Origin of the sequence: Rhodoligotrophos sp. CJ14 (genome assembly GCF_038811545.1) — a bacterium.
Classification (GTDB): Bacteria; Pseudomonadota; Alphaproteobacteria; order Rhizobiales; family Im1; genus Rhodoligotrophos; species Rhodoligotrophos ferricapiens.
The window spans coordinates 17,955-43,760 of the sequence record NZ_CP133319.1 but is presented as its reverse complement, the minus strand read 5'-3'; the positions used below and the strand labels follow the sequence as shown (position 1 = coordinate 43,760).

The 25,806-nt window shown below is 61.5% G+C and carries 22 protein-coding genes; 11 read left to right on the top strand and 11 right to left on the bottom strand.

Translation table 11 applies throughout. The features are described 5' to 3' along the window. Window positions 1–166 precede the first annotated feature (166 nt). Window positions 167–1,357, top strand: coding sequence for a glycosyltransferase family 4 protein (locus RCF49_RS00260; RefSeq protein WP_342642048.1), 1,191 nt, complete (start codon window positions 167–169; stop codon window positions 1,355–1,357). A gap of 26 nt (window positions 1,358–1,383) precedes the next feature. Here the strand turns inward: RCF49_RS00260 and RCF49_RS00255 are convergent, their stop codons facing one another. Then, window positions 1,384–3,570 (bottom strand): GumC family protein, encoded by a 2,187-nt coding sequence (locus RCF49_RS00255; protein WP_342642047.1) that lies wholly within the window; start codon window positions 3,568–3,570, stop codon window positions 1,384–1,386. 175 nt (window positions 3,571–3,745) lie between these two features. Between RCF49_RS00255 and RCF49_RS00250 the strand changes: the two genes are divergently transcribed. Next, the gene (locus RCF49_RS00250; protein ID WP_342642046.1) at window positions 3,746–5,116 is read left to right on the top strand and encodes an O-antigen ligase family protein; all 1,371 of its coding nucleotides are present in this window, start codon (window positions 3,746–3,748) and stop codon (window positions 5,114–5,116) included. Window positions 5,117–5,141: 25 nt separating this feature from the next. Here the strand turns inward: RCF49_RS00250 and RCF49_RS00245 are convergent, their stop codons facing one another. The 3 genes from RCF49_RS00245 to RCF49_RS00235 form a co-directional block, all read right to left on the bottom strand. Continuing rightward, the gene (locus RCF49_RS00245; RefSeq protein WP_342644267.1) at window positions 5,142–6,512 is read right to left on the bottom strand and encodes a pectate lyase; all 1,371 of its coding nucleotides are present in this window, start codon (window positions 6,510–6,512) and stop codon (window positions 5,142–5,144) included. Window positions 6,513–6,637: 125 nt separating this feature from the next. Continuing rightward, window positions 6,638–7,528 carry an ATP-binding protein gene (locus RCF49_RS00240; RefSeq protein WP_342642045.1) on the bottom strand — a complete coding sequence of 297 codons (891 nt, stop codon included), beginning with the start codon at window positions 7,526–7,528 and terminating at the stop codon, window positions 6,638–6,640. A gap of 8 nt (window positions 7,529–7,536) precedes the next feature. After that, the gene (locus RCF49_RS00235) at window positions 7,537–8,652 is read right to left on the bottom strand and encodes a glycosyltransferase (protein WP_342642044.1); all 1,116 of its coding nucleotides are present in this window, start codon (window positions 8,650–8,652) and stop codon (window positions 7,537–7,539) included. A 787-nt stretch (window positions 8,653–9,439) separates the two neighbouring features. Between RCF49_RS00235 and RCF49_RS00230 the strand changes: the two genes are divergently transcribed. Genes RCF49_RS00230 through RCF49_RS00220 form a run of 3 tightly spaced genes read left to right on the top strand, consistent with a single transcriptional unit; the run spans window position 9,440 to window position 11,817 of the window. Then, complete coding sequence (locus RCF49_RS00230; RefSeq protein WP_342642043.1) at window positions 9,440–10,129, top strand: sensor histidine kinase; 690 nt, start codon at window positions 9,440–9,442, stop codon at window positions 10,127–10,129. Between the two features lie 10 nt (window positions 10,130–10,139). Beyond that, window positions 10,140–10,808 carry a response regulator transcription factor gene (locus RCF49_RS00225; protein WP_342642042.1) on the top strand — a complete coding sequence of 223 codons (669 nt, stop codon included), beginning with the start codon at window positions 10,140–10,142 and terminating at the stop codon, window positions 10,806–10,808. Window positions 10,809–10,836: 28 nt separating this feature from the next. Further along, entirely contained in the window at window positions 10,837–11,817 is a 981-nt protein-coding gene (locus tag RCF49_RS00220) for a methyltransferase domain-containing protein (protein WP_342642041.1), read from the top strand. Window positions 11,818–11,844: 27 nt separating this feature from the next. Here the strand turns inward: RCF49_RS00220 and RCF49_RS00215 are convergent, their stop codons facing one another. Then, complete coding sequence (locus RCF49_RS00215) at window positions 11,845–13,740, bottom strand: ABC transporter ATP-binding protein (protein ID WP_342642040.1); 1,896 nt, start codon at window positions 13,738–13,740, stop codon at window positions 11,845–11,847. Further along, on the bottom strand, window positions 13,733–14,911 hold the full coding sequence (locus RCF49_RS00210; RefSeq protein WP_342642039.1) for a beta-glucosidase: 1,179 nt from the start codon (window positions 14,909–14,911) through the stop codon (window positions 13,733–13,735). Before RCF49_RS00210 ends, RCF49_RS00215 begins: the two co-directional genes overlap by 8 nt. Before the next feature lie 251 nt (window positions 14,912–15,162). Here RCF49_RS00210 and RCF49_RS00205 point away from each other — a divergent pair, with 251 nt between their 5' ends. The 6 genes from RCF49_RS00205 (at window position 15,163) to RCF49_RS00180 (ending at window position 20,005) form a co-directional block, all read left to right on the top strand. Then, complete coding sequence (locus RCF49_RS00205; protein ID WP_342642038.1) at window positions 15,163–16,374, top strand: glycosyltransferase family 1 protein; 1,212 nt, start codon at window positions 15,163–15,165, stop codon at window positions 16,372–16,374. Further along, window positions 16,367–17,614 (top strand): UDP-galactopyranose mutase, encoded by a 1,248-nt coding sequence (gene glf / locus RCF49_RS00200; RefSeq protein ID WP_342642037.1) that lies wholly within the window; start codon window positions 16,367–16,369, stop codon window positions 17,612–17,614. The genes RCF49_RS00205 and glf overlap by 8 nt, the downstream gene beginning before the upstream one ends. Window positions 17,615–17,691: 77 nt before the next feature. Continuing rightward, window positions 17,692–18,066, top strand: a complete 375-nt coding sequence (locus tag RCF49_RS00195; protein ID WP_342642036.1) for an SPW repeat protein — start codon at window positions 17,692–17,694, stop codon at window positions 18,064–18,066. Between the two features lie 121 nt (window positions 18,067–18,187). Continuing rightward, the gene (locus RCF49_RS00190) at window positions 18,188–18,583 is read left to right on the top strand and encodes a VOC family protein (RefSeq protein ID WP_342642035.1); all 396 of its coding nucleotides are present in this window, start codon (window positions 18,188–18,190) and stop codon (window positions 18,581–18,583) included. Window positions 18,584–18,711: 128 nt separating this feature from the next. Next, on the top strand, window positions 18,712–19,653 hold the full coding sequence (locus tag RCF49_RS00185) for a DMT family transporter (RefSeq protein WP_342642034.1): 942 nt from the start codon (window positions 18,712–18,714) through the stop codon (window positions 19,651–19,653). An 85-nt stretch (window positions 19,654–19,738) separates the two neighbouring features. Beyond that, window positions 19,739–20,005 carry a hypothetical protein gene (locus tag RCF49_RS00180; protein ID WP_342642033.1) on the top strand — a complete coding sequence of 89 codons (267 nt, stop codon included), beginning with the start codon at window positions 19,739–19,741 and terminating at the stop codon, window positions 20,003–20,005. A gap of 29 nt (window positions 20,006–20,034) precedes the next feature. On the opposite strand, the gene RCF49_RS00175 is transcribed toward RCF49_RS00180, so the two are convergent. From RCF49_RS00175 to RCF49_RS00155, 5 genes are all read right to left on the bottom strand, one after another. Continuing rightward, window positions 20,035–21,567 (bottom strand): acyl-CoA carboxylase subunit beta, encoded by a 1,533-nt coding sequence (locus tag RCF49_RS00175; RefSeq protein WP_342642032.1) that lies wholly within the window; start codon window positions 21,565–21,567, stop codon window positions 20,035–20,037. Between the two features lie 70 nt (window positions 21,568–21,637). Further along, window positions 21,638–22,417 (bottom strand): ATP12 family chaperone protein, encoded by a 780-nt coding sequence (locus RCF49_RS00170; protein WP_342642031.1) that lies wholly within the window; start codon window positions 22,415–22,417, stop codon window positions 21,638–21,640. Between the two features lie 98 nt (window positions 22,418–22,515). Continuing rightward, window positions 22,516–23,391: a hypothetical protein gene (locus RCF49_RS00165; RefSeq protein WP_342642030.1), complete on the bottom strand. Its 876-nt coding sequence runs from the start codon at window positions 23,389–23,391 to the stop codon at window positions 22,516–22,518. A gap of 96 nt (window positions 23,392–23,487) precedes the next feature. Next, a complete protein-coding gene (locus tag RCF49_RS00160; RefSeq protein WP_342642029.1) occupies window positions 23,488–24,471 on the bottom strand; it encodes an RluA family pseudouridine synthase in 984 nt (327 codons plus the stop codon). Next, on the bottom strand, window positions 24,468–25,793 hold the full coding sequence (locus RCF49_RS00155) for a replication-associated recombination protein A (RefSeq protein WP_342642028.1): 1,326 nt from the start codon (window positions 25,791–25,793) through the stop codon (window positions 24,468–24,470). Before RCF49_RS00155 ends, RCF49_RS00160 begins: the two co-directional genes overlap by 4 nt. Window positions 25,794–25,806 lie beyond the last annotated feature (13 nt).

Sequence of the window (25,806 nt, the reverse complement as noted above, 5' to 3'; positions counted from 1 at the left end):
ACTCAAACACCAGCGACCAGCCATAGTTGCACACCCCTAGATTTCACATAGAAATCCGCCCACATTCTTCTTATCTTTATTTATTCAATACCATTTACGCTACAAATACAATCGTGTTAATTGAATATTACTTTTCCTTGTTCTTTGACATTGACGAGAGATCGCCATGGTCCGCCATTTCGGCATGGAGAGTTGGGAAAACGCCGCAGCTCAGCACTGCACCATCGCGGTCGTGTGCAGCTACACCGTCTCGCTCGCCAATTTCCGCTACCGGCTTTTGGCCGCCATGGTGGAGAACGGGCATCGGGTGGTGGCATTCGGGCCCGAGAACGACGAACGAACCATCGCCGCGCTCCAGGCGATCGGGGTCGAGTTCAGGCGCATTCCCATGGAGCGTGCCGGGCTCAATCCGCTGGAGGATCTGCGCAGCCTTGCCCATTTGTGGCGGCAATTGCGCGGGCTCTCGCCGGATGTGATCCTGTGCTACACGATGAAGCCGATCATCTACGGGCTCATCGCCGCCCGGCTTGCCCGGATCAGCCGTCGATATGCTCTTGTCACGGGCCTCGGTTATGTGTTCAGCCCCGCCGAACAGAACCCGCGGCTGCATCTCATCCGCAGGATCGCCACGGTGCTCTATCGGATCGCCCTGCGCGGCTGCCGCTGCGTCTTCGTCTATAACGATGCCGATGCGCAGGATATTCGCGAGGGGCAGATGATCAGTGGACCCACCCGGCTCGTCGCCGTCGCGGGTTCCGGGGTCGACCTCGTCCGCTTCAAGCCGGTGCCACTGCCGGCCAGCCCCGTGACCTTCCTCATGATCGCGCGGCTCCTCAACGAGAAAGGCGCGCGCGAGTTCGTTCAGGCAGCCGCGTTGTTGCGGGAGCGCTATCCCAAGGCCCGCTTCCAGATCCTGGGTCCTCTCGATCCGAGCCCGCTTGCAATCTCGCAGGACGAGATCGAGGGCTGGAGCGCATCGGGCGTCATCGAGTATCTGGGCGAGACCAGTGATGTCCGCCCCTATCTTGCCAAGGCCACGGTCTTCGTGCTGCCGTCCTACTACCGCGAGGGTGTCCCCCGGAGCATTCTCGAAGCCATGGCAATGGGCCGGCCAGTGATCACGGCCAATACGCCGGGCTGTCGCGACACGGTCATCGAGGGAGAGAATGGCTTCATCGTGGCGCCACGATCGCCCGAGGAGCTCGCCGCTGCCATGGACCGGTTCCTCGCCAATCCGGCGCTTGCTGCGCGGATGGGACAAAGATCCATCGAGATCGCGCGCGATCGGTTCGATGTGGAGCGGATCAACGCCCATCTCCTGACCGAGATGAATCTCATCAACGCGATGAAGAGATAGGCGCGATCCTGTTTCCATTCTCATGATCACCGCCCCAGATAGGCCTTGGCCCGGCGTGGATAATTCGCCGCGCTCAAGGCCTGTTGATCAGGCTGACCGTGAGGGTCGACATCGCTCAGCGCCGCGCCGATGAGCGGGGCATGATTGATGCGCAGCCGGTTTGCGGCGCTCGCAAGTTCCTGCTCGCTGGTCCGGCCAAAGCGGGCCACAAGCAGAACGCCATCGACGAATGGCGCAAGCCCATCGGCATCTTCCAAGATGAGCACAGGCGCACAGCAGATCACGATCATCTCGTGGGATGCGCGGAGCTCTTCGACGAGCCAGCGCATGTTCTGCGAAGACAGGAAATCGATTGGCGTCCGGTCGTGGTCAAAGCCGCCATGCAGCACATCGAGCCCGGGGATTCCAGACAGGGGACGCAAGCTGTCAGCAAGAGTGCACTGGCCGGTCAGCACCGAGGCGAGCCCTGGCCAATTGGCATCCGCCGAGCCATCGCTGAGGCCTGAACGCGGGTCGAGATCAACCAGCACGGTGCGCACCCGGTCATTGGCTGCGGCCCATGCAAAGCCAGCCGCGACCTCGGCCGTGCCCTCACTGTCCAGGGGAGAGGTGAACAACAGGGCGGGCCTTGCCATGGGGAGGCGGATCGCGCTGGCGAGATAGAGCGAACGCAACGCTTCCGTGTAGGAGGAACGCTTCGCTTCCGCCAAATGGGTGAGCGGGTCGCGATGCTCGCGTCTGAACCAGGGCTGCTTCAGCCTTGGAATGCTCGCAAGGTTCGGCAGCTGCACGACCTGGGCAATGCGCTGGGCCGAGCGGATCCGCGTGTCGACGGCTTCAAGCCCGACGGCCAGGATCACGGCAAGCAGCGCGGCACCGATCAGACCGCCGAGCATGATCCTGCTCTTCTGGGGGAAAGCGGGCTGAGTTGGAACGGCTGCAACTGACACCACCTGGGCGCTGGGCCGGGTGATCTCCGCGTAAGGATCAAGGCCGCCGAGGCGCGCCACGATCAGATCATGCAGCTTCTGATCCGCGAGAAGATCGCGCTCAAGCTCACGCAGGCGGATTTCGGCAAGACCGCGGTCTCGCAACTGGCCCTTCAGATCGCCGATCTGGGTCTCAAGCTGGCGCACGCGATCGGCTGCGATCCTCTCCTCGCCAGCGAGGTCCTCGAGAATGCGATGGATCTCGCCGTCGATCATCTTCGAGAGGCTCGTGAGCTCCGCATCCGCTTTGAGGACCTGGGGATGGTTCGCGCCGAGATTCGATGCGTATTGGGCGCGCTCGCGAATGATCCGCGCGAGATCTCCCCGCAATGTGGTCAGCAGGGGTGAGGTCAGGGTTGCGCCTTCGACCTCATCGGCGCGGTCAAGCAAGAGCCTGGCCTGCTCACGACGGGCCTGAATGGCCGCAAGCTCTCCGCGGGCGGTGGTCAGCTGCTGGTTCGTTCCATCGATCTGCTGACGCAGCACATCGTCGCGAGCCTCGGAGGCGAGATCGTTGAGCCTGCTGAAATCGGCGATCTTGCGCTCGTTGTCGGCGATGCGCGCGGCAATCTGGCCGGCGCGATCGCGCAGAAACGTGACCGCATCGCTCATCGCCTGGCGCTTAATGTCCTGGAGCCAGGTGACATAGACCTTGGCGACCGTATTGGCGAGGGCAGCGGAAAGCTCGGGGTCAGGTGTGCTGACATGCACGAAAACCGCAAAGCTCTCGCCGCTTCTCGTTACGCTCAGCTTCGCGAGAAAATTCGTGATGGCCTGATCGCGCTGCACGGAAACCGGAGGCAGCTTCTTCGGCTCATTCCAGAGATCAAGCCCGATGGCAGCGGCCGCTTGCGACAGCTTCTGGCGGATGACCTGCAGGAGGCCAAGGCTCTCCGGATCCACGGGCAGATAAGTGTTGAACCAGGGGTGATCCACCAGGTTCAGGGCATCCACCACCCGGCCGGCCAGCACGCGCGAGCTGATGATATCCATCTGGGTCTCGACGGCAGAACGATCCCGCTCCTCGCTCTGAAGCTCGGTGACCGCCTCCAGCATGGGCGCTTCCTTGCGCTCCAGCACCAGCCCTGCGGTTGCGGTGTAACGGTTGCTCGTCGAGGCCAATGCGATCGCCAGGATTGCGAGTGACGCGGCAACAAAGATTGCGATGAAGTATTTCCGACGACGAACCAGCGAGATCGTCTCACGAAGCCCGACAACATGCATTGGATGCGCCTGGTTCAGAGGTAAATCTTCCATACCAGATCGCGCAATTTGCTCTGATTTGGCTCTCACATCCAACATTCAGCGCATCCTCTCCAAGAGAATTACGTATTTATCTACTATTTACTTGCAGAAATATTTGTGCATGATCTTCATAAACTCCAGAAGCGAGCCGCCTATGGACTCCACAGCAACGGTTCCCGACCTGCCGGCGCGCGGTGGTGAGGCGCAAGCGAGGCGCCCCTCGGAAGCTGCCGCCCGAAGATTCGAACTTGCGCTTGCCTGCGCCGTCGTGTTCCTGGCGCCGATGAATGTGCTGCGGGTGCCGGCGTTCTACTTCACCGCCAGCGACGCCTTCGCCTGCCTGTGCCTCGTCATCATGCTGGTGAACCGCACGGTGCAGCTGAAGCCGTTCGGCCCGGGAACCGCCTTCTGGATGTTCGGGCTTACAACAGCCATCGCCGCGCTCATGGCCAGCAGCCTTATGGCGGGCGCGGAGGATCGCGGGCTGATCCTGCTCATGCAGTATCTGTTCGCCTATTTCCTGTTGCCGCTCATCCTGATGGGGCGCCCGTGGCGGCAGACGATCCTGCTGATGAAGACCTTCGTCGGATCCATGGTGATCATGATCCTGCACGGCATCTATGTGGTGGAGATCGTGGCCAAGACGAACACGGTCTTTGTCAGCGGAAGCGGACGGCTGCAGGGGTTCGTCGAGCGGGAGAACGAATGCGGCAGCCTGATCGCGCTCACCGTTCCCATGATCCTCTGCATGACCGCCATGGGTGCAATGCGCCCGGTGATCGCCTTGGCCCTCGTGCCGCTGATGGCCTATGGGATCATGCTCACGGGATCGAATACGGCGCTCTATGCCATGCTGGCCGGGGTCGGCATCGTGTTCGTGGCGACGCTGACCCTGCGACGGCTGATCCTGGGGGCGGCCATCCTCCCGCTCCTCTGGCTCGCCGTCCTGTCGCCGTCCGTGCAGCCCTATTTGCCGGCCACCTTCCAGAAGCGGGTTCTGACCGGGCTCTCGACCGGCGATCTCGCCAATGCGGGCACCTTCGCCGATCGGATGGCGCTGAATGAGGAAGCCTTTCGATTGGCGGGCGATGCCCTGCTGATGGGATATGGCGCCGATCAGTATCGCGAGATCAGCGCCTGGCATGCGCCCGTCCACAATCTCTATCTGCTGATGTGGAGCGAGGGCGGGCTGATCGCGCTCGGCGGCTTCGTGCTCATGCTGACCGGGGGCGTCGTCACATTGGCCGCGTGCCTGCGCTATCGCGGCGCGCGACCGGTGTTCCTGTGCGGCTTCGCCACGCTCAGCCTGTTTGCCATGCTGATCAATGCGGTTCCGCATGTCTATGGGCGCTTCTGGGCGGTGCCAGTGCTGCTTTCGCTTGCACCAGCGGTCACCTTCCTCAAGGAGGGCCGCACCTGGCGTGAGCGGAAAAGCGCTAAGGCCAAGCGGCGTCACGCATCGAGCCAAGCGGGCGACAATCCTCCTATCCCAGCCGGCGGCGCCGCAAGCGAGACCGGCCACTGACCGGATGAGGCCGGTTTTTGCGAATTCAGTGCGCATGGGACATGCGGGCGGGGTCCATGCCACGCCCGTCTCCTGCCAGCTCATGGAGATATTCCTCGAAATTCGTCCAGCCATCGCCATCGTGATCGGCATTGCCATCCTTGGGATCGCCAGGGGAAAGGCCGACCGTGCGCTCCCAGTCATCCGCCATTCCGTCCTGGTCGGCGTCCGCCGGAGGTTTGGTGCTGACGAGCATGGGCCAGCCACCCACCGCCTCAGGCGATGATTTCAGCAGGCTTCCGGAGCGGTTGCGGACACTGGCGATGATCCTGAGGTCGACCGCGTCGCGGGCGGGACGGATGGCCCCTGCCCTCGCCAGCACCTCGTCATAAGCCTGTTGTGGAGATGTGGCCCGGACATCGGCGACCTCGAAGGGTTCAGCCACAACAGTCGAGCGGTTGGCCTCGGCGATCACCAGCTCATCAGGGAGGTCCTCATCGGGCCGGTAGGTTTCATCGTAATTGTCGGCGAGGTAGATCTCGTGGCCGTTCTTGCCATCCTCGAAGAGATGGACGAGGCGATCATCCTTCTCCTTTGCGCCGGCAATCTTATAGTTGCCGACGACATTGGCCCTGACCTTGGCCCAACGATCGCTGAAGCTGATCACGTAATCCCAGATGGGCGAATAGAGCACGTTGTTGACCACATCCACCTTGGCGCGGCGGTGGGCCATCTGGATCTGCGGGTTGCGGAATTTGCCGAATGCGAAGAGGTTATGGTGGATGGAAAAATTACCGCCTTTGGTGAGCAGCATGTTGCGGGCACGGTTACGCTTGCCCGGTCCGCCATCCAGCAAGGGCTCGGAGAACAGGCTCCACTGGATGGTGAGATAGGTCGCACTTTCGGAATCGACGGTCTCATCCGATCCCCAGCTCGCAGAAATATGATCGATGATGATGTTGGTGGCATCGGCCCCGTAGAAGCCGAGAGCGCCGGAGCAACAGGCTTTGAGCGCATGCGGGCCGGGACGCAGCCGCAAATGCCGCATGATCACGTCATGGGTGAGGATCTCGAGAGATGGTCGCAATTGGCGCGGGCCATTGCGAATGGCAATACCACCGCCAGGGGCTGTCTCGCCGGCGATGGTGAGATAGGGGTTGGTCACCACCAACGAGCGCTTCTCCAAGGTGATCGTGCCGCTCACCCGAAACACACAGGTGCGCGGACCCGTGGCTTCAATGCAGGCTCTGAGGGAGCCCGGGCCTGCCTCCGCGGTGGTGGTCACGAAGAGGACGGCTCCGCCGCGACCGCCTTGCGCGCCGGCGCCAAAGCCCTCGGCCGTCGGAAAGGCGCGCTGGCGACCATCGGCCAGTTTCGGAGAAATATAGGACAAAGGCTGTCTGGTGCCCGCGAGCATGGTGGGCAAATCGCCAAGCCCGAGATCAAGGCGGCCATGGGCTGCCGCAAGGCTGAGGGCGAGCAGCAGCGCCACCGCTGCACCGTGCCTCACCCATCCCAGGTCCCGGCGATTTCCCATCCGGGTCATTCACAACATCCTGCTCTCTTGACGTTTCCCTGGAGAACAAGGGGCTCGATCTCCGCGCCGCGCCCAAGCCGGGCGACAACCGAGAACCCTCCGCTTCTGTCGAGCTCGAACAGCGTTCCATCGTGATGGGCATCGCCCGTCCTCACGATCAGGACGAGCGCGCCGGGTTCGCGGCAATAGGCACGGATATTGGCGATGGCGGTGCGCAGCCTGCGCTCATCGAAATAGCCGAGATTGAGAATGTTCGCGGCACGGATGAAGTCGAAGGCGCCAACGAAGCGCGGCTCCCTTACGAAGATGTCGTTGGCGACAAGCTCGATATTCCGTCCCGACAGCGCGCGGCTTTGCATGCGCACGGGATGGGATCGCCCTTCGGCGATCAGGCGACGCAGACGCGGTCCGAGGCCAGCGCGCGCGAGCATCAGGGGCACGGCTGCAAGGGTTATGAGGTCCAGCCTGCGGCGCCAGGCCCTGATGCCGAACCCCGCCAGCTCATAATGCAATGGCCAGCCATCGGGATCACACAAGACCCGTATGCCGGGCGCCACATCCACCAAATGCGCATCGATAAAGAGATCCGTCGCAATCACGCGCCGCGGGCTCATGCCCTGCACGGCAAGTGCGTCCATCAGCTCGATCGTGGTGAGGGCGGTTGAGGCCGCGATGTCGAGAACAGCGCTGTCGGCCCCGATCCGATCTTTCGCAAATGGCAGAAGCCACCGGTCGACCTCAGCAAAACGCGAGGGCTTCGTGAATTTGAAGGTGCCATTGCGCATCTTCAGCCGAGAGAAGAAGGCGCTTTCGAGGGTGAGATCGAGCGGTGGATTGCTCGAGAAGACACGGGTCGCGGTCAGGCTCATCGCCGTGGGACGCCCGAATGGGAACATGGCGGTGCTCATGGATGGCCTAGGAAGAGTTCATATCGCCGCGCAATCTGAGGAAGGGAGTAGTGATCCTCTATGCGACGACGTGCGCTGAGAGATAGGAGGCGATAGTCGGATGGACTGATGTCGGCCATCCCGCACATGGCTTGCGCGAGCGCCGAGGGATCGCCCGGCGGCACGACAATGCCCGTTTCCCCGACCACTGCTGCGGCATCGCCCACATCCGTGGTGATGACGGGTTTGCCATGGGCCATGGCCTCGGCCACGACGTTGGGAAAGCCCTCGGTGCGTGACGACAGGACCAGGACGTCGATCTCGCGATAAAAGGGATCCATATCGGCAACCTCACCGCGGAGGTCGATCACCTCCGCGGGCAGGCCAGCCTCGGCCAAGAGCGCCTGGATTTCGGGATTGTCGGATGAGAGACCTTCGCCGACCGCCACAAAGCGGGCCGCCGGCTTTTGGCGATGAACGATCGCTGCGGCTCTAAAGAAGGTCGCATGATCCTTCTGGCGGTGAAAGCGCGCCGCAATGCCGAAGAGCTGCGGCCGGACTTGGATTGACGCGGGCGGACTCGCCAGCTCGAAGCCGTTCGGGATGACCACCATGTTGTGATTGCGGAAACCTATGCTGCGATGAAGGGCATAGGCGCGAGACGAGTTGAAGATGATGCCCGCCGCCTTATGGGACAGCCGTTTGGAGATCGCCACCGCAAGCCGCGTGCTCCGCGACAGTGCGCCGGGATCATCGAGCGATTGCCGTACGTTCCAGAAGACCGGAATGGGTCGGGCCTTTGATCGCTCGCCCGTCAACACACCACGAAAAGGCAAAATCCGACGCAAACGCTCGGCGAGCACCCCGGCAATCAAAGCGTGGTACATCCAGCAGATGATCAGATCGGGCTCGGTGCGCGCGATGATCCGGGAGAGACGCCACAGCGTGACACCAGCAGCGGCGGGCGAGCGCATCCCAAGGGCCTCATAGCGGATCAGATCCGTCCGCTGGCGCCGATGGTCGGAAATGTTCATGAGGGAAATGACGATCGCGGGTGTCTGCGAGACGCTCAACAGCCGGGAGAGCATAGCTTCGGCGCCGGCATTGGCTGTATAGTTCGTGATGATGTGCATGATCATGTCGCCACAAGCCCGGATCGAGCAGGACCGGAAATTACTGCTTCACACAAAAGTATTCGCAAGAACCGTTTGCTCGATTGAGAATTGTGCGAAGTATATCGACAGACCGCTCTCAGCATCAGCCTAACGGTAGCGCACCCCCTATCGACGGTGTAGGGATTAAAAACCTGACAGTGCTGACAACACTGCCTGACAGGCAGTCGGACAAGCCCGCTCTAGGGTATCGAGATCGCGAGCGCCCGAGGACGGGCCTTTGCCACCCTGTTCTGATTCAGCCGTATGGCTCGGAGAAACACAGACGGGCGAGAAGCAGCCGCGACCAACTTCACGACGAAACAAGGCGATAGACGCGCAATTATGAACGCGCGACCGCGGATCATCTTCAACGGTAAGTCAGCGGTGAATTGAGTTCCCCACAATCGCCATCAATATCCAACCAGGCACAGAAGTTCCCGGATATAACAAAGATTTTACAAGATCCAATTGTGGCAACAAAAAGTAAGAAATGAGAAACTCTGTTGACTGATGGTAGAAATACTGGCATGTTTAGCGCATGTTGGCGCCTACTCACTCGGTCTGGAGGGTTATGATCGGGGTAGGGAGGGCTGTGTAGAAACGTCCATCTCGCCGCGTGCCAATACTCTGGGGAGGGTTTTGCATGACGAGAAAAGGCGCTCGCTCCGGCGGGGGCGGGAAGAGTTTGCCTCATTCCGATGGAATTGGCCGATGTCGAGGGCCGGATGAGGACGATCACGAGACGAAATCCCCGACACAGGCCACAATGCATACTGCGCATAGTGCGGAGCGCATGCAGGTGCGGGCCCAAGCTGAGACAGAGCGAGAAAAGCTTGCCCGCGATATCCATGATCTTTCTGGCCAGCATATCGTAGCCGTCATGCTCCAGCTGTCGGCGCTGGAGGCAAAGTGTGATGACCCCGCGCTTGCAGCGCGCTTCGCCGAGATCAGAGCAATTCTCACACAGCTCAGCAATGAGCTGCACGACATTTCCCAGGGTGCGAAGGCCGGTGTCCCCAGTGGGTCAGAGCTGGTGGAGACGCTTTCCGGCCTGGTGGCGCAGTGGGAGAAGTGGGTTGGCATCCCAGCGCGTTTCGATCGGCAGCTGACGCCCGGGATCATTCCCAGTGATGAAGTCGCCGAGGCCATTTTCCGGATCGTCCAGGAAGGACTCACCAATGTCGCCGCGCACGCAGCGACAGCAAGCCAGGCGGCTGTCCGCGTCAGGCTGACCGCTGACGAGATTGAAGTTGAAATCGAGGACGACGGGCCGGGTTTCAACAGTATCCAGTACAAGGCCCGCAGTCCCGAAAACCAGCATACCGGCATTGCCGGGATGCTGGCCCGTGTGGCCAAGCTGGGCGGCCATTTCGCCATCAAGCCACGCCAAGAGAAGGGAACCCGGCTTACCGCCGTCATCCCTCTGATCAAGCCCGAGGCGGCAGTCAAACAGTAGTGAGATGACCATGATGACCACACCTATCCGCACCGTGATTGTTGATGATCACCCTGTCGTCGTGGCCGGCGCCCGCGCGCTGCTGGCAACATCGGACGAGATCATCTGCGTCGGCGATGCTGGCACCGGCGCCGACGCGCTGGCGCTGATCGACCAAACCAATCCCGATGTCGCAATCCTCGATATCTCGCTTCCCGATATCAATGGGTTGCAGCTCACGGAGCGCATCCTCGGTGAACATAGCAGTACGCGCATCGTCATCATGACGCTTTACCACACCCGCTCCTATGTGCAGCGGGCACTTCAGGCGGGCGCCAAGGGCTATGTTCAGAAGTGCTCGGCCGGTGAAAATCTTCTGCAGGCGGTGCGCTCGGTCATGCTGGGCGGGCTGTTCTTCGATCCGCCCACGGCGCTGGAGATGACCTCGAGCGCTGTCGAAAGCACCCCCACGAATGGCAAGGCGTCGGGCGTGGTCGAGCTTACCCCGCGTGAACAGGACGTGCTTCGCATGGTGGCGCTGGGCTATTCGAACAAGGAAATCGCCGCGCGGGCGAATATCAGCATCAAGTCCATCGAAACCTATAAGGCGCGCGCGACCGAAAAATTGCAGCTGCATTCGCGCGCACAGATCGTGCGCTATGCAATTGCGCAGGGATGGCTGAACGATTGCGAATGCTGAGGCTAAGCAGATCGCTGGGGAAGGGATCATGCTGGCAAGTGCATCCGAATGCCTGGATATCCTGCGATGCCCTAAAACCGGTGCGCCTCTCGAGCGCATCGGCGACAAGCTGGTGGCGAGCTCGATCGATAGCGATGAGCCGCTCGAATATCCGATCATCGATGGGCTGCCTATCCTCATCGATTTTCGCCATTCGATCCTGAGCGAGCGCGACGTGCTGGCGAGTGCCGCAGAAAGCGTGATCGAGCGACCGCGCTATCGCGGCGCCTCGGCTATGGTCAAGCGTCTTCTCTCGCCGCAGAAGCCAACAACCCGGCGGAATGTCGAGATGCTGGTCCAGGAGTTGGAGCAGCTCAGCGACCCCATCACCGTCCTCATCGTAGGCGGCGGCAGTATCGGCCAGGGCATGGCCCCGCTCTATGATCATCCGAGATTGAAGCTGTTCAGCTTCGACATCTATCGGTCGCCGCTGATCCAGTTCGTCGCCGATGCGCACCAGATGCCGCTGCCATCCAATCATTTCGATGCGGTGGTGATCCAGGCGGTGCTCGAGCATGTCGTCGAACCGCAACGGGTGGTGGAGGAGATCTGGCGCGTGCTCAAGCCGGGCGGGCTCGTCTATGCCGAAACGCCCTTCATGCAGCAGGTGCACGAGGGCGCCTATGATTTCACCCGCTTCACCGAAAGCGGGCATCGTTATCTGTTTCGGGATTTCGATGCGGTCGCGTCAGGGGCCAGCGGCGGGCCGGGCCTGCAATTCATGTGGTCGGCTGACTATCTCGCGCGCAGCCTGTTCCGCTCGGTCAAAGCCGGAAAAGTCGCCAAGCTCATGTTCTTCTGGACGCAATATTTGGATGCGATCATTCCGCCTGACTTCTCGGTGGATGGAGCAAGCGGCGTGTTCTTCATCGGACGCAAGTCCTCGCGGCGGCTCGAGCCCATCGAGCTGGTCGGCCACTATAAGGGGGCCCAGCGAAGCCACAGCCGAAGCCACAGTGATGGCGGATGACCAGGGCAACCTGCCCCCAGCCAATCGTCAGGAGACTGGCGCTCCCGCAATAGAGACTGCCGGCCAAAGCCCCTGCCCCGCCGCGAGGCTATCGCCGGGTAAACCTTCGGCCTGCAGGCGCCACATGCGCTCGAATAGGCCGCCTTGGCGCCGAAGCGCGGAGGCCTCGCCATCCTCGACGATGCGACCATCCCACATGACAAGCACCCGGTCGAAGGCGGCGATGGTGGACAGGCGATGTGCCACCGCAATGACGGTGCGGTCCTCCATCAGCTCGATGAGCGCCTTCTGGATCTCGATCTCGGACTCGGTATCGAGGGCGGAGGTAGCCTCATCCAGGATGATGATCGGCGCGTTCTTGAGGAAGGCGCGCGCAATGCCGACCCGCTGGCGCTGGCCGCCAGAGAGCTTGGTGCCGCGCTCGCCGACAATGGTGTCGTAGCCGTCAGGAAGCTTGCGAATGAAGCGCTCGCAATTGGCGGCACGGGCCGCGGCATAGACTTCCTCATCCGTCGCATCGGGCCGCCCAAAGCGGATATTCTCCATAATGCTGCGGTGGAAGAGGCTAATCTCCTGCGGGACCACAGCGAGCGTATGGCGCAGGCTGTCCTGGGTGACGGCGCGGATCGACTGGCCGTCAATGAGGATGTCGCCGTGCTGCACGTCATAGAGACGCTGGATCAGCGCGAGAAGCGTCGACTTGCCTGCGCCGGAGGGGCCGACGATGCCGACTTTCTGTCCGCCGGGGATGAAGAGGTTGAGATCATGAACCGCGTCATGACCCTCATTGCCGTAGGTGAAGCTCACCTTGCGCAGCTCGATCGCGCCGACTGCCGGGCGAAGCGCCCGATGCTTGGGATCATCGATCACCGTGGGGCGCTGGCCTATCACCCTCAGCGTATCCTCGATATAACCGAATTGCTGGACCATATCGACGAGGGACAGGGAAAGGTCGCGCGCCCCGTGGAGAATGCGGAAGGTCAGCGCGCTGACGACCACCACGTCGCCCGTGGTGATCGCCCCATCGGCCCAGCGATAGAGCGCCCAGCTCAGCATGCCCCCAGCCATAGCCCATAGGACAACGTCATAAATGAGCCGGGTCTTTTCCATATACATCCAGCTCGAGCGCTGAACGCCTGCCTCGGTCGTGAACCGATCTGTCAGTCGATAGCGCTCGCGCAGGCGGGCGGAAAAGGCCTTCACCGCCCACATGTTCGAAATGACGTCGGTGAGCTCTCCGGCGGCTTCGCCGGATTGGGCGGCGTAAGCGCGGTGCAAGGGCCTTCCCCGCTCGCCAAACAGGATCAATCCGGTCGTGACCACAATGACAAAGACGCCCAGCGCCACGGCCATGCGCCAATCGATCGTGGAGAAAACCACGATGGCCCCGAGAAAATCGATGGTGGGCGGCGCGATCCGCCAGATGATGGTGTTGGAGAGAGCGCCGAAATTGCCGGCGGTCGCGGTAATGCGCTGGCCGAGAGAGCCCGCGAGGTTCTCGGTGAAATAGCGCATCGGCTGTGCGCTGAGATGGTCGAACAGGTCGAGGCGCATATCGACGCCCACACCTATGGTGGTGCGCGCGCCGAGCCACCCGCTTGATCGCCACAACAGGCTTTCAGCCGCAATCAGTCCGATGAAGCCGGCAAGCGCCGTCCAGACTGCGCGGTGATCACCTTGCGGCCCAACGGCCATGGCATCGATGAGCAGTTTCATCTCGTATTGCACGGCAACCGCGCAGGATGCCGCCGCGACAACGAGAAGGCCGAGCGCAAGGAAGGACCAGCGCCACTTGGCAAGATAGTGCCGCACGAAGGCATAGGGGCTTGCGAGAAACCGGGGCTGCTCAGACTTCGGCGCGCCGCTTTCGGGCGCGCGCGCGCTGATCCCCGTGGTCCGAAGTGCGGTTGCAGTATCAGTCATTGTCCGCCACCAATTTGAGCGGTCCGCGCGAACGGGGCATGGTGAGAGGCTGCCGCACCGCCTCGATCAGGAGTTGCTGGCGCTCGAGTTCCTCGGCAAAGGCTTCGCAGAGCAGCCGCCGCCCGGTCGGATCAGGCATGCTGAAAAGGCCGACCTCGCAACAGCGGTCATTGTCCCAGCCGGGATAGTCGAGCACGGGGTAGAGGCAAATGCCGAGCACCGGCACATTGCTCGCCAGTGCCGCGCGGACCTCGGCGCCGATATAATGAAGCCAAGAGGCCCTGGCGCTACCCTCAGCCCCGGTCTCGGACACGAGGACGGGACGGCCATAGCGCTCATGAACCTCGGTCAGCATTTCGCGGAAGGGCCGAAAGGAATGATGCCCAAATGGAATTGTCGGGCCGCCATCGAGCCATTGGTTCTCGGGATAGAAATTCACACCGATGATGTCGAGATAATCGGGCCTGCCGCCAAGCTCGGGCTCGAGGCGTCCTGCCAGGAGATCGAAGGCCTCATATTGGGAAAGCCGATAAGATTCAGCAGCCTCACGGCTCTTCCGCTGGCTGGAATATGTGGTCACGTGGATCGCCGGTTCGGCATAGAGAAAGCGGGCACGTGGCTCAACATCGCGGATCGCTTCAATCGCGGCAATGCTGGCACGCACGAGCTGCCGCTTCAGCTCACCGCCGCGGCCCTTGGTGCCCGGATTCATCCGCGCCACTTCACCGCCGGCCCAGGCCCAGAACGACATCTCGTTCACCGGGCAGAAATAAGGGACATCGTCGCTTTCTGAACCAATGACGCGCGCCACCTCACGCGCGAACCGGGCGAAGCGGGTCACGAAAGCTGGCGAGAAGATATCGATGTCATCCGGCCAGCCATAATGGCAGAGATCCCAAATGACCTGCATGCCCTCGTTCCGGGAGGCGCGGAGCATGGGCAGAAAGCTCGACCAGTCATAATGCCCGGGCGTCGCCTCGATCAGATGCCAGCGCAAGCCGTCACGGATCGTGCGCAGACCAAGGGTGCGAAGCTGGCGGTAGTCAGCCTCAGCCAACCGGTCATGGGCGGTCGCGGCCAGGAGATCCAGGCGATTTCCGTCGCCACGCCGGTGCGTGGAACACTCAAAGCCTCCCATGAAGAAGCTGCGAAACGGACGTTCAATGCTCATTAGGTGATCCCGCGGTTGGCGTCGGCACTGCTCGGTTTCAGCCCATGGGGAATGCCTGAACGCTCGCTCGGTTCAATCGCGACTAAGCTTTGTGGCCCCCGCCTGAGGCATCAGGAAGGCACGTTGTAGGAACTTTTACTGCTTGCAGCGGGTTGCACCCCTGTCGATCCGCGATTGCTCATTATCCGGACTGTCTTCTCACATATAAGCCGAGCGCTGACAACAGGCAGCGCAAGGTGCGGAGAGTAGCGATGTCTCAAGCGCAAGCCATAGACGACCGCCCCGAACTCGTATGCTTTTCCCACTTGCGGTGGGATTTTGTTTATCAGCGGCCGCAGCATCTTCTGTCGCGCGCAGCCCGGTCCCATCGCGTATTCTTCATAGAGGAGCCGATATTCAAGCGCGAAGGCACGCCTCACCTCGATATTAGCAGCCGTCCGGAGGGCGTTACTGTGATCGTGCCGGTGCTCCTGGAGGGCACGGATGCCGAACTCGCCGAAGCGCAAACGCGCAATCTCATCGGTGCGCATCTTCAGGCCAATCTCTCTGGCAGTCCCGTTCTCTGGTACTACACACCGATGGCTGTGGCCTTTAGCCGCGACATCAAGGCCTCAGCCGTCATCTACGACAATATGGACGAGCTATCGGGTTTTCTCGGCGCGCCGCCGCGTCTGCTCGCGCTGGAGGAAGAGCTCTTTGCCAGGGCCGATCTCGTCTTCACGGGCGGCATGAGCCTCTATGCAGCGAAGCGCAGCCGCCATCCGCATGTGCATGCCTTTCCCTCCAGCATCGATGCTGCGCATTTCCGCAAGGCGCGCGCACTGAAGGACGCGGATGCGCCACAGGATCAGGCGGTGATCGCCCGGCCGCGGATCGGTTTCTTCGGTGTCATTGACGAGCGCATGGACGTGGAGCTGGTGCGCGAGGCTGCCGAGCTTCGGCCGGACTGGCAGTTCGTCATCATCGGACCGGTGGTCAAGATCAACCAGGCGACCCTGCCGAGCGCGCCCAATATCCATTGGCTCGGGCCGAAATCCTATGCGGAGCTGCCGCGATACCTCACTGGCTGGGATGCGGGCTTCATGCCGTTTGCCATCAATGATGCCACGCGCTTCATAAGCCCCACGAAGACCCCTGAATTCCTCGCCGCCGGGGTCCCGGTGGTGTCAACACCAATCACCGATGTGGTGAAGCCCTATGGCGAAAAAGGGCTCGTCGAGATTGCCCGCACGCCCGCCGAGCTCGTTTCGGCTCTCGAACATCTCCTGATACGGCCGCGTGAGCCCTGGCTCGGAGAGGTCGACCAGCATCTCCAAACCATGTCCTGGGACAAGACCTGGGCCGCCATGCACGGTCTCATCGATCAGGTGAAGCGCCGCTCCTCTCGGCCGCTTTCTGTCTCGCCACCGACCAACCTCTCCGCCGGACGAGCGGCGGCCATGAAAGGGAACTCATATGTTTGATTGGCTGATCGTCGGCGCAGGCTTCGCCGGCAGCGTATTGGCAGAACGCCTCGCCACCCAGCGCAACGAACGCGTGCTTCTGATCGACCGGCGGCCGCATATCGGCGGAAACGCATATGACCGCTATAATGAAGCCGGCCTGCTCATCCATGAATATGGGCCGCATATCTTCCACACCAACAGCCAGCAAATCTTCGACTATCTCTCTGAGTTCACCGAATGGCGCGATTACAGTCATCGCGTGCTTGCGGAGATTGACGGACAGCTCGTACCTATTCCGATCAACCGCACGACCATCAACCGGCTCTACGGATTGTCTCTCGAGCGTGACGAGGAGGTGGAGGCCTTTCTCGCAAGCCGGGCTGAGCCGGTCGATGCCATCAAGACGTCGGAGGACGTGGTGGTCAGCAAGGTCGGGCGCGAGCTCTATGAAAAGTTCTTTCGGGGATATACGCGCAAGCAATGGGGGCTGGACCCTAGCGAACTCGACAAATCAGTAACGGCGCGGGTTCCTACTCGAACGAATTGTGATGACCGCTATTTCTCCGACCGGTTCCAGGCCATGCCCAAGCATGGCTTCACGCGCATGTTCGAGCGCATGGTGAAACATCCCAATATCAAGATCATGCTCCAGACTGACTATCGCGATGTCTGCGAGATGGTGCCCCATAAACGGGTGATCTATACCGGACAGATCGATGAATATTTCAGCTTCTGCTTCGGCAAGCTGCCCTATCGCTCACTGCAATTCGATCATGTCACGCTGAACAAGCCGTGGCACCAGCCGGTCGCGGTCGTGAACTATCCGCAGTGCAATGATTTCACGCGCGTAACCGAATACAAGCACCTCACGGGTCAAGAGCATCCGCATACCGCCCTCACCTATGAATATCCGAGCGCGACAGGCGATCCCTATTACCCCGTGCCGCATGCGGCCAATCAGGAGCTCTATAAGCGCTACGAAGAGCTCGCCCGAAATAGCACGAATGTCTGGTTCGTGGGCAGGCTTGCCACCTATCGCTATTACAATATGGATCAGGTGGTCGGGCAGGCGCTGGCAACCTTCCGCCGGATCGATGAGACCATTGGCCCGGCCCGGCTCGAGACCACGCCGATTTTCGGCGTGATGGCTGGACAGCCCAACAGCGTGTTGAACGGGCAATCGGGCGCACCCGCCGGCAGCCGCGCAAGCGTCGGGCGCGAGCCTGCTCCACCGGTTCTGCATCGCTTTGAACGCTGAGCCGTTGCTATCCAGTCGGATAGTTCTGGAGCGTGACGACGTTCTGCCGCGCAAGCTGGAAGTCCAAGAGGGAGACGATGCATTTCCTGTCCACGCGCATGCATGGAGTGGCCGATTACGTGGTCGGCCTTTTGCTCCTGGCGGCTCCTTATCTCTTTGGATTCGCCAATGGCCAGATCGAGCAATGGCTGCCGATGGTTTTGGGCGCTCTGCTCATCGTCTATAGCCTGTTGACCCGGTATGAACTTGGCGCGGTTCACCTCATCCCCATGCCAGTGCATCTGTGGCTCGATGGACTAAGCGGGTTGTTGCTCGCGGCCTCGCCTTGGCTCTTCGGCTTTGCCGATCGGGTGTTCTGGCCGCATCTCATCGTGGGCCTGATCGAGATCGTGGCGAGCCTGACCACTCAGCGCGAACCGGAGACATTGACCGGGGGCGCGGCACGGATCTGACCCCACGTGCCATTATCGGGGCTTTGCGTGTCCGCTCGTTTGGCTATTCTCATGCTGGGCGGGCGGCAAGGTGCTGGATGTCTGATCGGCAAGCACCGCCGCATGAGCATCGGGGGTGCTGATGATCGACCATGTCTCCGTTGGCGTTAGGCTGCTGGACGAAGCGGCGCGCTTTTACGAAGCTGTGCTCAAGCCAATCGGCTATTCGCGGCTGGTCTCACGGCCGAACAGTATCGGCTTCGGCGACCGCTATGCGGTGTTCTGGATCAATTCGCGCCCGGAAATGCCGGCGGTCTATGAGAATACCGGCTGCCATATCTGCCTGAGAGCAAAGGGGGCCGAGAGCGTCGATGAATTTCACCGCTTGGCGCTAATCCATGGCGGACATGACGACGGCGCGCCTGGAGTGCGGCATTATAGCAAAGCAAGCGTCTATGCCGGTTTCATTCGCGATCCGGACGGTAACCGGATCGAGGTGCTCACTCTGTTGCCGCAGGACTCCTCGAACCGCGGTTGAATTGCCTTACATCGGCCATAGAAGCACCCTCAGCCATTAGGTAGGGAGACGCGCGGTGGCCTGGTAAGACCGGCCCCTGCTCTTCTCCTGGTCCAAGCAATACGCCTGGCATTCGTAAAGGCGCCCCGATGAGTTCTGCGACAGTATCAATGCATGGCGCGAGGCCGAACTATCTTGCTGGCGCGCTCTATGGGATCGCAGCCGTAACCATCTGGGCGGGCTGGATGTCGGTCACGCGACTGGGGGTGACCACCTCACTCACCGTAACAGATCTGACCATGCTCCGCTTCGGGACCGCGGGTTTGCTCCTTCTTCCCGTGGTGCTTCGCCAGGGGCTTGCCACTGACCGGATCGGCTGGTGGCGCCTCATGGTGCTGATCTGCGGGGCGGGCGCCCCTTATGCGGTCATTGCCGCCATGGGGCTGAGATTTGCGCCGGCCGCCCATGGGGGCGTGCTCATTCCCGGAGTGATGCCGCTTCTGGTTGCCATTCTCTCGGCGATCTTCCTCAAGGAGCACTTTACCCGCAGCCGCAAGGTTGGCTACGGACTCATCCTTCTGGGCGGGATGATGATCATCGGCCTCTCGGCCCTTTTGCCCGGCCCCGATCACACGATCGGGCACCTGCTGTTCCTGACCGGGGCATTCATCTGGGCATGCTATGCGGTGACGCTCCGGCAAACGCGGCTTGGGGCGTTGCATGCGAGCGCGCTGGTATCGGTCGGCTCGGCCGTGATCTTCCTACCGTTCTATCTGGTGAGCCGTGGCCTTAGTCTGCCCCCTGCCCCCTGGCATGACATCCTGTTTCAGGCCCTGTTTCAGGGTGTTCTCGCAACGGTGGTGTCGCTTTTCTTCTTCGGCAAGGCCATCACCTATCTCGGCGCCTCGGCGGGCGCGGCCTTCGGTGCGCTGGTGCCAGCGCTGGCTGCCCTGATTGCCATTCCCGTTCTCGGTGAGATCCCCTCGCTCAGCGACTGGACGGGCATCATCGCGGTCTCTGCCGGTGTCTATCTTGCCAGCGGCGGGCCCTTACGGTTTCCGCGCAAGAAGATGCGGCCCAGCTCGTCATAGATCAGATCAGTCTCGCAACATCACCTTTCCTGCACCCGCTCTGCCCCCCATATGTCCAAGACTTGGACCCGAATGGAGCGATGCGATGGGCTTCAGTGCAGTGATGTTCGCGGCTGCGGTGAGTTTGGTGACCCCGGCCAGCGAAATGTATAATTGGGACCCGCAGGACGAGACCCGCAATTCCTATTACCAGACCTATCCCTGGGCGTTTCAGCCATCCCCTTACGCGCAGGCGCCAACAGTGGTCCCCCGCACGCGTGAGCCCCGCTCGGCCGTCGGCAATTGGACCAACAGCCCACGGCCGCTCCCGCAGCGGCACAGATGCGATCCGCGGCGGGCAGGCTGTTCGTAGGACATACGCCTATGACCGGGATTGGCCGGTCACAAGGGAATGTTGTCGTGCTTCTTCCAGGGGTTCTCCTGCTCCTTGTGGCGGAGCATGTTGAGCGCCCGGGCGATCCTGCGGCGGGTTGAGTGCGGCATGATCACTTCGTCGATATAGCCACGCTCGGCTGCCACGAAGGGATTGGCGAACCGCTGCTCATATTCCTTGATGCGCGCCGCAATCTTTTCGGGGTCACCAAGCTCGGAGCGATAGAGGATTTCGGCGGCGCCCTTTGGTCCCATCACCGCGATTTCAGCCGAAGGCCAGGCATAATTCACATCACCCCGGATGTGCTTCGATGACATCACGTCATAGGCACCGCCATAGGCCTTGCGGGTGATGACCGTCACCTTCGGCACGGTCGCTTCCGCATAGGCAAAGAGCAGCTTGGCCCCGTGCTTGATGAGGCCGCCATATTCCTGCGCCGTTCCGGGCAGGAAGCCGGGCACGTCGACGAAGGTGACAATCGGGATCGAGAAACAGTCGCAGAAGCGCACGAAGCGTGCGGCCTTGCGCGATGCGTCCGTATCCAAAACGCCGGCCAGGACCATCGGCTGGTTCGCGACAAAGCCCACGGTGCGGCCTTCCATGCGGCCAAACCCTATGATGATGTTCTTCGCGTAGGATTCCTGGATCTCGAAGAAATCGCCCTCGTCGACGACCTTCAGGATCAGCTCCCGCATGTCATAGGGCTGGTTCGGGTTCTGCGGGACCAGAGTATCCAGCGATATCTCAATGCGGTCCGGGTCATCGAAAGTTGGCAGCTCCGGCACGTCATCCGTGTTGGAGGCCGGCAAGAAATCGAGCAGCCGCCGCATCTGGAGCAGGGCCTCGACGTCGTTGTCGTAAGCGCCATCGGCAACGGAGGACTTGGTGGTGTGAACGCTCGCACCGCCCAGTTGCTCGGCGGTGACCGTCTCATTGGTGACGGTTTTCACAACATCAGGCCCGGTCACGAACATGTACGACGTATCGCGTACCATGAAGATGAAATCGGTCATGGCCGGCGAATAGACGTCACCGCCCGCGCAGGGGCCCATGATCACGGAAATCTGCGGAATGACGCCCGAGGCGAGCACGTTGCGCAGGAAGACCTCGCCATAGCCACCGAGGGCTGCGACGCCCTCCTGGATGCGCGCACCGCCCGCATCGAAGAGACCGATCACCGGTGCCCGATTGGTCAGGGCCATGTCCTGGATCTTGGTGATCTTGCGGGCATGGGCTTCCGAGAGCGAGCCGCCGAAAACGGTAAAGTCCTTGGCGAAGACATAGACGGTGCGGCCATTGACCGTTCCCCAGCCGGTGATCACGCCATCGCCCGGGAATTTCTGCTTCTCCATACCGAAATCGGTACAGCGGTGTTCGACAAACATGTCGAACTCTTCGAACGAGCCTTCATCCAGCAGCAGTTCGAGCCGCTCGCGCGCCGTCAGCTTGCCACGATTGTGCTGCGCCTCGATACGCTTAGCGCCACCACCAGCGCGCGCCACAGCCCGGCGTTCCTGGAGCTCGTTCAGAACGTCGCTCATCCCGTGCCACTCCCGTCTACTGTCGAATTGTCCTGGGGGTAAATACCACCAGTTTCAGCAAACGCAATGGCTATGGATGGTTTGTCAGCTTCAAGAACGACACGGCTGAATCGAATTCGGCCTTGCGCAGCGCCCGGCGGCGAAGGGTGGCGGCATCCTCGCCCCATTGCTCGATCTGCCAGTCTTCATCCAAATGGGCCGCGGCCCATCCGGCCTCAGGCTCAAGATGCCCTCTGGCGACCGCAACTGCCACGATCGCCGAGCCTGAGAGGGTCGTCATGTTGTGAATGGCGGTCAGAGCAAAGGGGTCATAGTCATTGAGCAGCGTGTTCAGTTTGGCCAGGGAGGCTTCCGGCTGTGCACGATGAATGATGCCCGTGGCGGTCACGAGCCCAACCCCCAGGCTTTCTGCCGCCCATTTCAGGATCGGGTCCCATATGGCGCATTGACGGGCGACCAGCGGATCAGGGCTCTCGGCGCGATAGCAGAGGAGATCGCTGCCGGCAAAGGCCAGGATTTCTGACACGATGCGCTGCTTGTCGGGCGCGACACGATCGATCGCCGTATTGGAGAGACGGGTGAGCCCCATGGAGGCGGGGTCAACATGCTCGCCTTGCGCGTTCCACTCGGCGGCGACCGCCTCGGCGAGGGTCCGAGCCGGCAGGGTCAGTGGCTGCTTCAGGGGCGTCTTGATTCCGCGCCCGTCCAGGGTGACGGTGAAACCGCCATCTGTCTCTGCCACCTCAGCCTGCTTGTAGAAGCGCTTGGGCAGTGGCCGGTCCTTGGCATGGCCGCGAATGATCTCCGCGAAGGAGGGGCTTCCAGCACCGTTTGTTCCTTGTTCCGCCATTTAGCTGATCCTGGATCGATAACGCCAACGCGCCCTCTGATTAGAACATCTAGGGCGCGAAGGCGATCCATCAATGGCGAGCCAAGAGCTGCATCGCGTCAGGCGGTCTTTGGCTTTTCGAGATCGCGCTTCGTTCCAGATGCCGCACGCATGAAGAAAGCGCGGCGCCAGCGTGAAGGCACTGCACGCAATGCCCAAAGCACCGGGTCCTGCAACGAGAGGCTCTGCTCAAATAGGGGCTGACGCGGTGTCATCCCGCGGATGTTGCGCAGGCCACCGAATTTTTCTTTGTTCAGGGCGAAGATTTTGGTCTCGATGGTGAGCTTGCGTTTGTCGGGGCGGAAGTAGCTGGGGGGCAGTTCCAGAACCGGCTTGTCCAGGAGATAAGCGTTTAGGTGGCTTTCATCGTGCCATTTGGCGATCACGCCACCGCGAAGATCCGCATCGATGTTCGCGGCCAAGTCCTCGCTCATCCGGAGAAATGCCTCAGTCGTCCCGCCGTTCATGCCCCCCGTGAAGTAGCGCCGACCTTTCCAGAACGGAATGGAGGCCGTTGAGCTCAGCCGTCGCTCGTAGGGATAGACGACAGGGTCCTTGTCGACAAAGGCCCAGTGCAAGGCTGCCACGAGCCCAGCGGGAGGGTGAGGAAGTATTTCCGGGCCTATGGTCGCCCGAACCTCGACATTGGCGTTCAAGAAAAAGACGAAGTCAAATTGCCGAATGAGGTGGGCCGCGTCGTTAAAGAAATGGAATCGCATAAGCGAGTCGTAAGGCCAGCCCCGACGCTGCTTGTTGATGATCGTGATCTCGGGCCCGGCGAAACACTCCGGGGGGTGGTCAGTAAATACGATGTAATGCTTGCGATAGCCGGGCAGGAAACTCGCTTCCATCGAACGGTGGAAGCCTTCCCAGAACATATCATAGCTGCCAAGTGCGATGTAGAGGATGCAAATGCTAGGCAATGGACGACTCATTGGATCGCTCGAAATGTATGGCGGGCGGAGTGTCGGGCGCGAATGCTATCCTGGGTTGCCGTCGCAATCCAGGGAAGAACAACGATCTCGCGATGTTCAAATTTCGGCGAAGGGCGCAAACGGGTCGTCTTTCGGCTCGGTGAAGCCGAGATATGACATGCTCCGCCGGAAATGATCGGAGGGTTGCGCAATGATCCGCAGGCGGCCTTTACGGGGATGTTCCATCGCAAGGCCGCGCGCGTGAAGGTGCAGCATCGGGTCGATCTCATCGCCCAGGAGGGCTTCCTCACCACCATATTTGCGATCCCCGATGATGGGGTGACCCAGGGCCGCCATATGGGCGCGCAGTTGATGGGTCCGCCCGGTGCGGGGGCTTAGTGCAACGAAAGCCGCGCGCTTTCCGGCATGGGCAAGCACCATATAATCGGTGACCGCGTGCTGGCCCGCCTCATCGCCCCGCTCTGCGGGCGCGACCCGCTGGTCACCGGCATGCCCGACCTTCTTGAGGGGGAGGTTGATGGTGCCGGCCCAGGGCTTCGGTACGCCGCGCACGATCGCCCAATAGACCTTCAAAGCCTCCCGGGACTTGAAGCTCTGAGCAAGGGTCATGGCTGCCTGGCGGTTGCGGGCCAGGAGAAGCACACCGCTCGTATCACGATCCAGGCGGTGAACCAGACGCGGCCGCTCGGCGGCATCAAGGATCAGGGCATCCAGCATGCCATCGAGATGCCGTTCGGTCTTGGTACCCCCCTGAACCGCAAGGCCGGTCGGCTTGTTCAGGGCCAGTACGTCCTCATCCCGGTGGATGATCAGGGACTGCAGCCATTTGGCATCATTGTCGCTGACCCGAGGTTTCGGCCGTGACGGGGCATGATCGGGCAAAGGAGGTACCCTGACCGATTGCCCTGCGCTCACGCGATCGCCCGCCTTCGCCCGTGACCCGTCGATGCGCACCTGACCGGTGCGCAACAGTTTTTGCAGGGCACCATGACCCAGGGCGGGATAGTGCTCCTTGAACCAGCGATCGAGACGCATCCCATCTTCGGCCGGGTTTATCGTTTTGATCTCGACGCCGCTCACTCTTGCTCGTCCTCGGCCTGGCGTTCCCGCCTGAGTTTTGCCCAATAGTCCAACCGTTTGCGGATCTCGCGCTCGAAGCCCCGGTCGGGCGGATCGTAATAGCGCTCGCGGGTTATCCCATCGGGGAAATAGTTCTGGCCGGAAAAGGCATCCGGCGCATCATGATCATAGTCATAGCCCTTGCCATATCCTTGAGCCTTCATGAGCTTGGTGGGCGCATTCAGAATATGGGCGGGCGGCGACAGCGAACCCGTCTCCTTGGCTCTTCGGGTCGCGGCCTTGTAAGCGACATAGCCCGCATTCGATTTCGGCGCGGTCGCCACATAAATCACCGCCTGGGCGATGGCGAGTTCGCCTTCAGGCGAGCCCAGAAAATCAAAGGCATCCTTGGCGGCAATGGCCTGGGTCAAGGCATTGGGATCGGCAAGCCCGATATCCTCGATGGCCATGCGCACCACGCGGCGGGCAATATAGAGAGGATCCTCGCCGGCAGTGAGCATACGGGCGAGATAATAGAGGGCCGCATCGGGGTCTGATCCACGCACGGACTTATGGAGCGCCGAGATCAGGTTATAGTGGCCATCACGGGATTTATCGTAAAGCGGCATGCGACGCTGGACGATGTCAGCAAGACCCGCCGCATCGAGCCGCGCCTCCGGATCGGTTATGCTTGCGAATATCTCCTCGGCCATGTTGAGGAGATAGCGGCCATCGCCATCAGCAAGCTGCTTCACCGCCTCGCGAGCGGAGGGATCAAGCGGGAGTTGCCGGCCCTCAAAAGCCTCGGCACGCTGGAGAAGCAGCTCGAGCGCTTCGCTGTCGAGGCGCCGCAAGGTGAGCACCTGGGCGCGCGATAAAAGCGCCGCATTCAGCTCGAAGGAGGGATTTTCGGTGGTTGCGCCCACCAGCGTGATGGTGCCGTCCTCCATCACGGGCAGGAAGCTGTCCTGCTGGGTACGGTTGAAGCGATGGATCTCGTCCACGAACAGAAGGGTGCCGCGCCCCTGCTCGCGGTTGCCCCGCGCTGCCTCGAAAGCCTTCTTAAGGTCCTGTACGCCCGAGAAAATTGCCGACATCTGCACGAAGACGAGCTTGGCCTCGTTCGCAACGAGGCGCGCGATCGTGGTCTTGCCGGTCCCGGGAGGGCCCCAGAGAATGATGGATGAGAAGCGCTGGGCGCGCAGCATGCGGGTGAGCACACCTTCAGGCCCGACCAGATGATCCTGCCCGACCACCTCGGCGAGGCTCTCAGGCCTCAGCCGATCGGCCAGTGGACGGGGCGCCTCACGCTCAAGCCCTGCCGCCTCGAAGAGATTGCTCACCAGCGCCTAGCCT